Below are 12,102 nucleotides of genomic sequence, written 5' to 3'. Positions count from 1 at the left end.
ATCGTGGAAGGTGACGTGGCTGCTCAGGTCAATATGCTGGCTGGCACTGTCGCCGTCCTTGTCGGTCACGGTTGCCGTCAGCGTCACCAGGCCGCCGGTCAGGCTGATGCCCTCATGGGTGTCCGGGCTCGAGGCGATGTTCTCGTGCACCGCACGATCCTGCGTCAGCGTCACATTGCCCGTCGCCGGGTCGACTGTCAGCGTGAACACCAGCCACGCCGGGTCGCCGTCATGGCCGGTCACATAGCCGGACACCGTGTTGCCGGTCTGGTCCAGCACGACGCCAAGACCGGAAGCACTATCGATCAGGTTGGTCGCAGTGCCGTTGCCCGCGATGCTCAGCGCATAGGCCGTGGTGCCGCCGTCCGCGCCTGTCTTCACCGTGAACGAACCGGCGAAGCTCTCGGTATCGAGCGTATGGCCCTGGGTCGGCACCAGATCCGGCGTCGAGCCGTTGACGCCGGCATTGGTCGAACCCGAGAGGTACGCCTCGTAGGTGTTCAGGAAGGCGGCCGTCTCGTTCAGCGAGATCGACGGGCCGTCGTCGTGGAACGTGACATGCGTGCCGAGATCGAGCTTCTGGCTTACGCTGTCGCCGTCATTGTCGGTCACAGTCGCCGTCAGCGTCACCAGGCCATTGGTCAGGCTGACGCCCTCATGGGTGTCCGGGCTCGACGCGGTTAGCTCGTGCACCGCACGGTCCTGCGTCAACGTCACGTCGCCGGTTGCGGTGTTGACGGTCAGCGTGAACACCAGCCAGGCGGCCTGGCCCTCGTGGCCGGCAACATAGCCGGAGATCGTGTTGCCGCTCTGGTCCAGCACGACGCCGAGACCGGAGTTGCTGTCGATCAGGTTGGTCGCCGTGCCGTTGGCGGCAATGCTCAGCGCATAGGCAGTGGTTCCGCCGTCCGCGCCGGGCACCACCGTGAACGCGTTGGCGAAATTCTCCTTGTCCAGCGTATGACCCTGCGTCGGCGACGCATCCGGCGTCGAGCCGTTGATGCCCGCGTTGGTCGCGGCCGACAGATAGGCTTCGAACGTGTTCAACGAGCTCGTCGTCCCGCTCAGCGAGATCGCCGGACCATCGTCCAGGAACGTCAGATGCGGACCGACATCGGCGGTCGCGGTGCCGGTCTGGTTGCTGTTGTCCGTCACCGTCGCCGTCAGCGTGACCATCCCGGCAGGCAAATGAGCGCCTTCGTTGATGTCACCTCCGACCTCGCCGGTCCCTTGGTGCATCGCGCGCAGATCGGTGAGCGTGATGTGGCCGGTCGCATCCACGGAGATCGTGAAGTCAGCGAGGCCGTTCTGACCTCCTTCCCTGCCGACGACCTGTCCGTTCTCGACGAACAGGAACACGTGGTTGCCGGTCTGCGAATCGATCAAACCGGTATCGACGCCTGGCGCGCTGATCGACAGCGCGAAGGTCAGCGACTTCTCGCCTCCGGGCACGGTGATCGAGAACGGGATCAGCCCCGTCGCCACGGTCGATCCTGCGGGTCCCAGTCCGGAGCCGGCGATCCCGTTGGTCGCAACGGTCAAGAAGCTCTCGTCCACCGCCAGATCCGGCGCGGCGCCCAAGGAAATAGTGGGGGCAGCAGGAGTAGACGACTGCGGGACGGTGGGGCCGGTCGGCGGCGTGTCGTTGAAATTGGGCAGCGGTTCCGGCCCAGCCAGAACGTTGGTGGGAACGGGGCCGAGATCATCCACCGCAAACGGACTGAAGTGCGCACCGCTCGCCTGCGCGTTGCCGTTCGAGTTGCCGCCATTGTCGGCGGCCGGCAACACCGAGCCGTCCGTGCTGATCGGGAACAGGCTTGTGAATTCCTGCACCGAGACGTCGCGACCGGGCGCCATCTCGATCGTAACGTTGCTCTGACCATCCGCGCGGGAGTCGAAGAACGGCTCAACCGTGACGGTCGACTGGTTGTCGAACAGGATGATCAGCTTTTCGCCGATATGAACCAGCGTGATCTTCTCCTTGGCGATCGCCGAGAAGTCGATCTTCGCTTTCTGGTCGTATCCAAGATTGACGACGACCGCCTGATCGGTCAGCGGCTTCGTCAGCGTGTAAATTCTTACGGGAGCCGAATTGGTGGTGGAATTGCCGGTGCCGGTAGCCTGAGCGACCTGAAACGAACCCTGCATTATCAGCTCCGCAAAATGCGATTAGAGGAAAAATTGTAGAAAAATTTAGTTTTAGGCTATTGTTAACCCTCCCCCCGGTCAAGGAATGTATTTGGTTAATCAATGCTTTCCGTAGAAGTGTGGTAAAGATCGAACAGGTCGGGGCTGCAAGAACAATGGTTTAGCCCGTTTGACTTGGTCGAAAGGCAGTATTTGCCCGGCCCTGTTCGTCTTTGCCGGCGATTTGGAGCGGTCGATGCGGGTGATTCTTCAGGCGTGTGCCGCCATTTTGATTTGCGGCTCTTTCGGCGCGGCGGCCGCGCAAGCCCCAACGCCAGTCCCGCCGGAAACCACGGTCGAACGCCAGGTTCGCGCCCTGGCCAACCGGGACACTCAAATCGGCATCTACCTCAACGTGTTATCCGACTGCACGTCCGGGCCGCTGCCGACCATCCGCCTGGTCACGCCACCGGCCGCCGGAAAGGTCGTGGTGAAGACAGCGAAGGTCAAGACGACCAATTACAAGGCCTGCCTGGCGCTCGAGGTGCCCGCCTATGTCGCCTTCTACAAGTCGCCGCCCGAATTTCTCGGCGACGACGCCATGACCCTCGAGGTCAAGTACCAGGGCGGCCGCACCGAAATTCAGAAGATCACAGTCAAGGTGAGCGCGCCTGGCGGCCAGCAAAAGATCTAACGCGACCGGCGACATGGCCCACGCTCTCATGGGCGCGCCGGCGTCCAGCCGCTCCGGGCCTGAAACTCCGCCTCAGAGCGGATCGCCTTCAGCCGTCTCCTGCTCCAACTCGCGCGAGACCTCGCTCGGTGCGGCAGCCGGCTGGCCAAGCGAAGCCTTGTCCTCGTTGCAATCGCTGATCCGACGGGCGACCACCCGGTCCATCCTTGGCGCCTGGCCGTGAACTTCGTTGACCTCGGTGTAGGCCTCGTCGCTCAAAACCGTGATGACGGTGCTGACCGGGCCCATATAGTCGCACCGGTTGGAGAACACGTACTTGTTGCTGATCTTCTCCGGCCTCGAAGAATGGCAATTTCCGATCGATGGGGACGAGAACGTTGCCTTCATCGCCTGGGTCGGATCGACGCAGCGGGTCATTTCGCGCTCGAGCAGCTTTTGCCGCACGTTCGACGGCGACACGAGCTCCATCGTCCGCACGAAGCGCCACATGCCTTTCCGGAAAGTCGGTCCGTTGAAGCCGTCGTCGGCCACCGCGCCATGGGAGGCAAGCATGGACACGGCAAGCGTGATCACGACGCCAAGCATGCGTGCGAAGACCTTCGACCGCCCGAAGTCCTCACGCGAAGTCATTTGTTGAATCCTTATCGGCCGCATGAAGCGCATCGCGTGACTATCACTTGAAGCACGCCCAACCTCACTTCATTCCAGAACACTTCGCGTTAAAGTCGAGTAAATGCTCGCCCTTTTGGTTGAGGTTCTCCGCCGTCGAATGCGCGCCGCTATGAGCCGGCGCGGTCCAGGCCGGTCGCAAATCAAGCCCGCACCTCAGCCGCCCGCGAACTGATGCCGGCAAGCTTGCCTGCTCGCTTCCCTGCTGATCGCCAAACTAGTGCTGCAAACGCGCCGGAGCCGACTTTTCGGAGTTGGCTGCACCTCCGTCATCGCAGTCGCCGATCCTCGTCGCGACGACCGTGTCGGTCTTGGGATGCTCTCCGGTGCTGACCTCGTTCATCTCGGTATAGGCTTCGTCGCTGCGCACGGTGATGACGGTGCTGACCGCGCCCATGTAATCGCATCGATGCCCGAAGGTGTACTGATTGCCGACTTTTTCGGGCTTGTCCGAGACGCAGTTTCCGACCGGATCCGGCGAAAAGGTCGCCCTCATCGCGAAGGTCGGATCGACACAGCGCGTCGTCTCCGCGTTGACCACCCGATACTTGAAATTCTTGTTGGCGGTCCTGACGACGTCGAGCGTTCGGATAAAGCGCCACAAGCCCTTGCGAAAGCTGGGGCCGGAAAAGGGTTGAGCGGGCTGAGCCGCGGCGTCCCGGCCGCTCGCCGGTTGGGGAGATGGTGCCTGCGCATGCGCCGTCAGGGACGCCGCCGGGACGATCATCAAGGTGAGCAGCGAACCTGCAATGGCACCACGGAAGTTCATTCCCACCCCCGATGTTCGTCCGAAACCCGTTCGCGATGCGATCCGGTCAGGCTCTCGAAGCAGTCCCACGAAACGACTCGACTATCCCCCACCACTTGCAGGCCAATTGTGGCCAGTAAAGGCACGTTGTCGCAGCACGGCTGCCTTCAAACTAATTCCGTTCCACTGCAGCAAACTTGCAACACTCGGCGCTCGAACCCTGTGCCTACCTCTGCCGCAGGTTTGACCTTGGAGACTTTTTTTGCTCATTTAGCGCGCGATATTTTTCTTCAATTACTTTGCCTATCGCTGGACGAGGGGGCGCAGATGCGTATTCGAATTGGCTACATGGTCGCGGGCATTTTGGCTTTGGGCGCAGCGCTGTCGGGCACTTCCCGGCAAGCGACCGCCGCGGATCTCGGCCTGGTCACGAAGGCACCGGTCGGCACCTGCACCGAGATCGTGTTCACCTGCGAGAACGGCCATCAGTATCCGCTGTGCCCGCGCGCTGTGTCGGTCGAGGGCGAAGTGGTGACGGCCTCCCTGCTCACCGGCCGCGGCGGCATCCATGTGCGGCACGTGCCGATGGGCGTCGGCTATCGTTATGCCGGCCGTGGCGTCTGGCTTGATGGCTTCCGGGAAAATGCACTGCTCAACTTCGGCAAGCACCACCAGGTGGCGTGCAGCATCGCGCACTCATAAATGCGCTGCGTCGCTCCAATTGGCGTGACGCAGAGCACTTCAAGCAGCTGAGCGCTCCTCACCCCTTGGTGTGGAGCACGACGCGCGACGAGCGCGAGAACATGTAAGCCTTCGGATAGACGTAGACCGGGCAGTGGTCCTGCCACTGGTACAGCTGCCAATTCCATTTCCAGCAGCCCGATTCGATCTGAGGCTCCTGCACGTAGTCCAGCCGGTACGGCGGATCGCCAAATGGGTAGATCTCGCCAGATCGCGCCGCCGTCGATGACAGGACGACGATTGAAGCGGCCGCCGCAATGATCACAGAAAATGACTTGTTCATAACGCCCCTCGATCGAATGACGTGACGGCACGAGAGTGCCAAATCCACCGGTCCTTATCAAGGTGCCGGCCGCCACACTCCGACGCCAATCGACCGATCCAGAGCGTTTTCGAGCGAAGTGGATCCCGGTTCGCGTGAAGAAAACGCGTCAAAACAAAAACCTGGAGCCTCGTTCCGACTTAATCGGAACGAGGCTCTAGACTGCGCGATTCTGCGTGGGCGAGCGGCCGCCGCCATCGGCGACCAGCACCGCACCGGTCACGAAGGACGCCTCGTCGGAGGCCAGGAACAGGCAGCACGCCGCGATCTCGGCGGGCTCGGCCATCCGTCCCAAAGCGATCCGCCGTTCGACACCGCGAAACTCGGCATCGGGTGTGGTGCCGTTCTGGTCTGCGAGCAATTGCATTTCATAGGCGCTCATCGGCGTCCGCACCCAGCCGGGCGCGACCGCGTTGGCGCGGATGCCGTCGGCGCCGTGCGCGTAGGCCAGCGAACGCGTGTAGGCGACGACGGCCGCCTTGCTGGCAGCATAACTTGCGCTATCCGGGCTGGCATTGAACGCAGCAACGGAGGCGACGTTCACGATCGCTCCCCCTCGCTGCTGCAGCAGCGGCAAGGATGCCCGACAGACCCGCATGGTCCCGGTGAGGTTGACATCAAGCGTCCTGGCCCAGACCTCGTCGGAGACGGTTGCGGGCTGATCCGGCACGATCAGGCCGGCCGCGTTGACGACGATGTCGAGCCACACGCCGCAGGCGTTGACGGCCCTGGCGACGTCGTCCGGCCGGGTGATGTCACCGTGGATCGCCTGCCCGCCGCACTCGGCCGCAGCGGCCTGAAGCGCGGCGTCGCCGAGTCCGAACAGCACGACGCGCGCGCCGCTCAACGCCAGCAGCGCAGCCGTGGCCCGGCCGATCCCGGTGGCTGCGCCGGTCACCAGCGCCGTCTTTCCGTCCAGCCGCGGCATCAGAGCATGATCCGGAAAAGTGGAAGCCGGTTATCCGAAAAGACCATGCTCATCTAGACTCCCCACTGCCGTTCGATGGCAAATCCGGTCTCCGGCAGCGTCGAGCCGCCGTCGACGACGATGGTTTGCCCGGTGACATATCTGGCTTCGGTGGAGGCGAGATAGAGCATCGCGCAGCCGATGTCGTCGGCCCTCCCCATATGTCCCATCGGAATGAAGCGTTCGAGTTTCGCCTTGCTCTCAGGCGCACTCATGGTGCCGCGGCCCGGCTTCTCGATGAAGCCCGCCTCGACGCCGTTGACGGTGATGCCGGCGCGCGCGAGCTCGAACGCTGCGCCACGGATGAATGCATTGACGCCGGCCTTTGCTGCCGAGTAATGCGCGCCGCCGCCCATTGCGACACGCGCGGATACCGAGGACGTCACGAGAATGCGCCCGAACCTGGCGGCGCGCATATGCGGAGCTGCGGCCTGCGCGAGCCAGATGCTGGCGTTCAGGTTCAGCGCCAGCGTCTCGTCGAGCTTGGCTTCATCAAGCTCCTCGAGCGGGGCCCACGGACAGCCGCCGGCGTTGTGCACGACAATGTCGAGCCGGTCGTATTTGGCTGCGACCCCGTCAACCATCGCACGCAAGCTACCCCGGTCGAGCCGGTCGAACGGGACGCAATGCACCGACCGTCCATCGGCCGCCAGTTCACGCGCCAGCGCCTCGGCCACATCGAGCGTCCGGTTGGCGATCACCACAGTCGCGCCGGCCTGCGCCAGCCTCGTCACGATGGCTGCGCCGATCCCCCTGCCGCCGCCGGTGACGATGGCGACCCGACCGTCAAGATTGAACGGAGACGCCTGCATCAGATTGCTCCCGCCCCTTTCACGAGATCGATGAACTGCGCGAACACCGCCGTGTGCTTGTCCACGTCCCGGGCCGACGTCGCCGGACACATCAGCAGCATGGTATGAAACGGCGTCACCAGAATGCCTTCGTTCATGTAGAACGCATGCAGCAAGGTCTCGAGATCGGGTTGTCTCCCGGCGATGACGTCGGCGCCGCTGCGCGGCGGCTTCGGCATGAACATGATCTCGGCGCGCGCGCCGATCTGGGTGACGTGCCAGGGCAGACCGGCAGCTTCGATCAACCGGCGCGCTTCCTGGGCGAGCCAGGTTGCGGTTCCGATCATCCGCTCGTAATTCGCAGAGGTCAGCACCTTCTCCAGCACCGCGCGCATGGTGGCAACCGTCAACGCGTTGCCGGCGAGCGTGCCGCCGAATCCAAGATGCGCGGACTGCCGTTGGCGCGGATTGACATGGGGAACGAGCTTCCAGAGCCGCTCGGCGATCTCCTCGCTGAGGCCGAAGATGCCGGCCGGGATGCCGCCCGCGATCGCCTTGCCCGCGACGAAGATGTCGGGCTCGAGCCCGTGGCTCTGCGTGTAGCCGCCCGGTCCACAGGACAGCGTATGGGTCTCGTCGATGATGAGGACAGTGCCGGCGCGCCGGGTCAGGTCGCGCAACGCCCGGTGAAAACCAGGATCGACCGGGATCATGCCGAAATTCGTCATCAGCGGCTCGGTCAGCACGCAGGCGACGTCGCCATGTGCCAGCGCCGCCGCGAGCGCGGCAACATCATTGAACTCGACGACCCGGCTCACGGCATCATGATCGATGCCGTTGGGATGGATCATGTTGCGCAGGCCGACCCGACCGTCGCGGATCTCGATATGCGCTTCCTCGACGCCGCCATGATAGCAGCCGGAGAACACCAGCACCTTGCGCCGGCCGGTGATCATGCGCGAGATACGGATCGCAGCGCGGTTGGCGTCGGTCGCCGACGTCGTCAGCGTCCAGTATTTCGGACCGAAACGGCGCGACAGCTCCGCACCGACCCAGATACTGTCCTCCGTCGGCAGCATCATGGTCGCACCACGCTTGAGCTGAGCGAGCGCAGCCTCCGTCACCGCCTCGGGCGCGTGCCCGCACATGCCGCCGGTGTCGCCGAGACAGAAATCAATATAGTCGCGTCCGTCGATGTCCCTGATATGCGCGCCATTCGCTTGCTCGGCATAGACCGGGAAGCCACCGGCCCAGCGCCGCATCCAGTGCGACGGGCCGCCATAAAGGTAGTGCTGTCTGCCTTCCTGCCACGCCGCCGCCGATCGCGGATGCAGCGCCCGAAAGCGCTCCTGCTCGGCGTCGAGCAATCGATTCAGAGTGCCGGTGCGTTCAGCAGTTGCAGATGTCATAGCGCGATCCAGGCGGTCTTGAGGTCGGTATAAGCGTCGAGGGCGTGGAGCGACTTGTCGCGTCCGAAGCCGGATTGCTTGAAGCCGCCGAGCGGCACCGTGATGTCGGCGCCGCCATAGGCGTTGACGTGCACGACACCGGCCCTGATGGCGCGCACCATGCGATGCGCGGTCGAGAGGCTTCCGGTCCACACCGCCGATGCAAGTCCATAGGGCGTCGCATTGGCGAGCGCTGTGGCATCGTCCTCGCCGTCGAACCGCGTGACCGACAGCACCGGGCCGAACACCTCCTCGCGCCAGACCTCCATCGCCGGCGTCACCTCGGTGAGGATCGCCGGCGCCATGAAGTTGCCGCCGCTCTCGACGCGGATCTGCTCGCCGCCCGTCACCCGCTTCGCGCCCTGCGCTTCAGCGCGGGCAACGGCGTCCAGATTCTTGCGCAACTGTATCTTGCTCGAAATAGCGCCGATGTCCGAGGTCAATTCGAGGGGATCGCCGACCCTGAGTTTCGCGGTCGCGTCGAGCAATTCATCCATGAAGCGATCATAGATCGCGGACTGCACCAGCAGCCGCGAGCCGGCGACGCAAACCTGGCCGGAGTTGCGGAAGATGCCGTTGGCCGAGACCTTGGCCGCGTGCTTGATGTCGGGCACATCGGCGAACACGATGTTGGGCGACTTGCCGCCAAGCTCGAGATGCACGCGCTTCAGGTTCGATCGCGCCGAGCATTCCAAGAGGCGCCGGCCTACTGCACCCGAGCCGGTGAAGGCAAGCACGTCGACATCCATATGCAGCGCCAGCGCCTCGCCGGCCGATGCGCCGCGGCCCGTGACGACGTTGAGCACGCCGTCCGGCAGACCTGCCTCCGTCGCGAGTTCGGCAAGCCGCAGCAGCGTGAGCGACGCAAGCTCCGGCGGCTTGACCACGACCGAGTTTCCGGCGGCCAGCGCCGGACCGATCTTCCACGCACCGATCATCAGCGGGAAGTTCCACGGCACGATCACGCCGACGACGCCGAGCGGTTCGCGATGCACGAGCCCGAGCACGTCGCCCGAGGTCGGCGCGATCTCGCCATACACCTTGTCGATCGCTTCGGCGTAGTAGCGGATTGTGCCCGCCGCCGACAGCGGCTCGGCCTTGTAGGCCATGCTGATCTCGGTGCCGTTGTCCCGCACACCGAGTACCGCGATCTCGAGCGCGTGCTGCTCGATGAGATCGGCTAACCGCAGCAGCACCTTCTTGCGCTGCGCCGGCGCCGCGCGCGACCAGCTTCCCTGCTCGAAGACCCGCCGCGCTTGCCTCACCGCAAGGTCGACGTCGGCCGCATCGCCGTCGGCAATGCTCGTCAACAGCTTGCCGTCGATCGGCGACACGACATCGAGCCGTGCCTCGCTGACCGCCTCCGCGGCGCGGCCGCCGATGAAGAGCTGTTGGGCCGGAACGACGGCCGAGCGATATCGATCGATCTGGGCTTGCTGCATGCGGGATCATTGTGACGATGACAAAAGCGGCTCCCGACCGGGACCGCGGGCATGGTGCAATCCTCGCCAAATCAAGGCTTTGACAGCAATCAACCGATAGGTGGATGTCACCGCAGCCGGCGCGCTCATAGCGTGATTGCACGATGGCCGAACGTCCTGCACGCTCGGTGCAAAACCCGTCGCCCACCATCATTCACGCCTGCGGGCGAACACTGACAAGGTCATGCCTGAGATTACGCAGCCCCGCATTCTCCTGATCGGAACGGGAGACACCAAGGCCGACGAACTGCTGTTCATGGGCGAGTGCATCGCCCGTGCCGGCGGCAGGACGATCATGATGGACATCAGCGTGCTCGGCGATCCGCCGTACCAGCCGGCGCATGACAAGCACGCGGTGGCCGCCGCAGCCCAGACCACGATCGAGGCGATTGCATCGAGCGGCGACGAGAACTCCGCGATGTCGCTGATGGCGATCGGCGCCTCAAACCTGGCCCGCGAGCTCGCTGACAGCGATGCCATCGACGGCGTGATCGCCATCGGCGGCACGATGGGAACCGACCTTGCGCTCGACGTCGCGCAGGCGCTGCCGCTCGGCCTGCCGAAGCTGATCGTCTCGACCGTCGCATTCTCGCATCTGATCCCGCCGGAGCGCGTCGCGGCCGATTTGATGATGATCCTGTGGGCCGGCGGCCTCTATGGCCTCAACGGCACCTGCATGGCCGTGCTGTCGCAAGCCTGCGGCGCGATCGTCGGCGCAGCCAGGAGCGCGATCAAGCCCAATCGGGACCGGCCGGTCGTTGCGATCACGTCGCTTGGCAAGAGCTGCCTGCATTACATGGTCGAGCTCAAGCCGCAGCTCGAGCGCCGCGGCTATGAGGTGGTCGTCTTCCACACCACCGGCATGGGCGGACGCGCGATGGAGTCGATCGCGGCCCAAGGCGGCTTTGCCGCGGTACTGGACCTCAGCCTGCAGGAAGTCGCCAATCAGCTCACCGGCTCGGTGGTCAATTCCGGCGCCGACCGGCTGGAGAACGCCGGCAGAGCGGGCGTTCCTCAGATCGTCGCGCCCGGGGCGATCGATATGGTCGACTTCCCGGCATGGCTTGGCGTTCCAAAGGAGCTGTCGGATCGTCCGTTCCATGCGCACAACCGGCTGCTTGCGTCGGCGACTTCAGGCGCCGCCGATCGCCGGCGGATCGCGCGCGCGATTGCCGGGAAGCTGGCCCAGGCCAGCGCGCCGGTTGCCCTCGTGCTGCCCACGGGTGGCATCCAGCAATGGGACCGCGAGGGCGAGGCTCTGCACGATCCCGCCGCCCTCGCCGCCTTTGTCGACGCGATGCGCTCGGCGGTCCAGGCACCGGTCGAGCTGCACGAGATCAGGGATCACATCAATAGCGCGGCATTCAATGAAACGGTGCTCGGCATCTTCGACCGATGGGTCGCAGCCGGCATCGTCCGCCCCGGCCGCAGCACGGCGGCCGCATGACCCGTCCGCTCGCCCAGGCGCTGGTGCTCGACTTCGGCGGCGTGATCTCGAAGACGCTGTTCGAGACCCATGACCTGACCGAGCGCACGCTCGGGCTCGCACCGTGCACGCTGAAATGGCTCGGACCGTTCGCCCCCGACAGTGATCCGCTCTGGACGGCGATGCAGCGTGGCGAGATTTCGGAACGCGACTACTGGCTGACCCGCAGCCGCGAGGTCGGCCGCATGCTCGGTGAAGACTGGCGCGACATGGAGACTTTCGTGAAACGCGCGCGCGGTGCCGACCCCGAAACCGTGATCCGCCCCGAAGCGGCGCGTGCGATCACCCTCGCCGCCGACGCCGGGTTCCGGCTCGCCATCCTCTCGAACGAGCTCGACCTGTTCTACGGCGCCGACTTCCGCACTCGTCTGCCCATCCTCAAGCGCTTCGAGACCATCGTCGACGCGACCCATACCGGGATCCTGAAACCCGATCGGCGCGCCTATCAAAGCGTGCTGGACGAACTGGCGCTGCGGGCAGAAGATTGCATCTTCGTCGACGACCAGCGCCGCAACATCACGGGCGCCGCTGCGTGCAACATGCGCACGGTGCTGTTCGACGTGCGAAACCCGGCGGCATCCTACAGCGAGGCGCTGCGGCATTTCGGGCTGCAATTCGAGTGACAGAG

12 protein-coding genes are annotated in these 12,102 nt (G+C 64.6%); 4 read left to right on the top strand and 8 right to left on the bottom strand.

Annotated features, from left to right (window positions below; genetic code table 11):
- Window positions 1-2,148 (bottom strand): DUF5801 repeats-in-toxin domain-containing protein (locus tag H8A92_RS03180; protein ID WP_229194403.1); only part of this gene is annotated, 2,148 nt, incomplete at its 3' end.
- Window positions 2,149-2,383: 235 nt separating this feature from the next.
- Between H8A92_RS03180 and H8A92_RS03175 the strand changes: the two genes are divergently transcribed.
- Window positions 2,384-2,821, top strand: a complete 438-nt coding sequence (locus tag H8A92_RS03175; protein ID WP_229194402.1) for a hypothetical protein — start codon at window positions 2,384-2,386, stop codon at window positions 2,819-2,821.
- A 72-nt stretch (window positions 2,822-2,893) separates the two neighbouring features.
- Here H8A92_RS03175 and H8A92_RS03170 read toward each other — a convergent pair whose 3' ends face one another.
- Complete coding sequence (locus H8A92_RS03170) at window positions 2,894-3,451, bottom strand: DUF3617 domain-containing protein (protein WP_229194401.1); 558 nt, start codon at window positions 3,449-3,451, stop codon at window positions 2,894-2,896.
- Between the two features lie 256 nt (window positions 3,452-3,707).
- Complete coding sequence (locus H8A92_RS03165) at window positions 3,708-4,259, bottom strand: DUF3617 domain-containing protein (protein ID WP_229194408.1); 552 nt, start codon at window positions 4,257-4,259, stop codon at window positions 3,708-3,710.
- A 306-nt stretch (window positions 4,260-4,565) separates the two neighbouring features.
- Here H8A92_RS03165 and H8A92_RS03160 point away from each other — a divergent pair, with 306 nt between their 5' ends.
- A complete protein-coding gene (locus H8A92_RS03160) occupies window positions 4,566-4,940 on the top strand; it encodes a hypothetical protein (RefSeq protein WP_229182569.1) in 375 nt (124 codons plus the stop codon).
- Between the two features lie 58 nt (window positions 4,941-4,998).
- On the opposite strand, the gene H8A92_RS03155 is transcribed toward H8A92_RS03160, so the two are convergent.
- The 5 genes from H8A92_RS03155 to H8A92_RS03135 all read right to left on the bottom strand — a co-directional run bounded on the left by H8A92_RS03155 (window position 4,999) and on the right by H8A92_RS03135 (window position 9,949).
- Window positions 4,999-5,262 (bottom strand): hypothetical protein, encoded by a 264-nt coding sequence (locus H8A92_RS03155; RefSeq protein ID WP_229182570.1) that lies wholly within the window; start codon window positions 5,260-5,262, stop codon window positions 4,999-5,001.
- A gap of 196 nt (window positions 5,263-5,458) precedes the next feature.
- Window positions 5,459-6,229, bottom strand: a complete 771-nt coding sequence (locus H8A92_RS03150; protein WP_229194400.1) for an SDR family NAD(P)-dependent oxidoreductase — start codon at window positions 6,227-6,229, stop codon at window positions 5,459-5,461.
- Window positions 6,230-6,282: 53 nt separating this feature from the next.
- Entirely contained in the window at window positions 6,283-7,080 is a 798-nt protein-coding gene (locus H8A92_RS03145) for an SDR family oxidoreductase (protein ID WP_229194399.1), read from the bottom strand.
- Complete coding sequence (locus H8A92_RS03140; protein WP_229194398.1) at window positions 7,080-8,468, bottom strand: transaminase; 1,389 nt, start codon at window positions 8,466-8,468, stop codon at window positions 7,080-7,082. Before H8A92_RS03140 ends, H8A92_RS03145 begins: the two co-directional genes overlap by 1 nt.
- Window positions 8,465-9,949 carry an aldehyde dehydrogenase gene (locus H8A92_RS03135; RefSeq protein WP_229194397.1) on the bottom strand — a complete coding sequence of 495 codons (1,485 nt, stop codon included), beginning with the start codon at window positions 9,947-9,949 and terminating at the stop codon, window positions 8,465-8,467. Before H8A92_RS03135 ends, H8A92_RS03140 begins: the two co-directional genes overlap by 4 nt.
- Before the next feature lie 223 nt (window positions 9,950-10,172).
- Between H8A92_RS03135 and H8A92_RS03130 the strand changes: the two genes are divergently transcribed.
- Together H8A92_RS03130 and H8A92_RS03125 are read left to right on the top strand one after the other, a co-directional pair.
- Complete coding sequence (locus H8A92_RS03130) at window positions 10,173-11,435, top strand: Tm-1-like ATP-binding domain-containing protein (RefSeq protein WP_229194396.1); 1,263 nt, start codon at window positions 10,173-10,175, stop codon at window positions 11,433-11,435.
- On the top strand, window positions 11,432-12,097 hold the full coding sequence (locus tag H8A92_RS03125; protein ID WP_229194395.1) for an HAD family hydrolase: 666 nt from the start codon (window positions 11,432-11,434) through the stop codon (window positions 12,095-12,097). Before H8A92_RS03130 ends, H8A92_RS03125 begins: the two co-directional genes overlap by 4 nt.
- Window positions 12,098-12,102: the final 5 nt, after the last annotated feature.

Origin of the sequence: Bradyrhizobium acaciae (assembly GCF_020889785.1) — a bacterium.
Classification (GTDB): Bacteria; Pseudomonadota; Alphaproteobacteria; order Rhizobiales; family Xanthobacteraceae; genus Bradyrhizobium; species Bradyrhizobium acaciae.
Note: the sequence above shows the minus strand (reverse complement) of the source record. Positions and strands in the feature narration are given on the sequence as shown.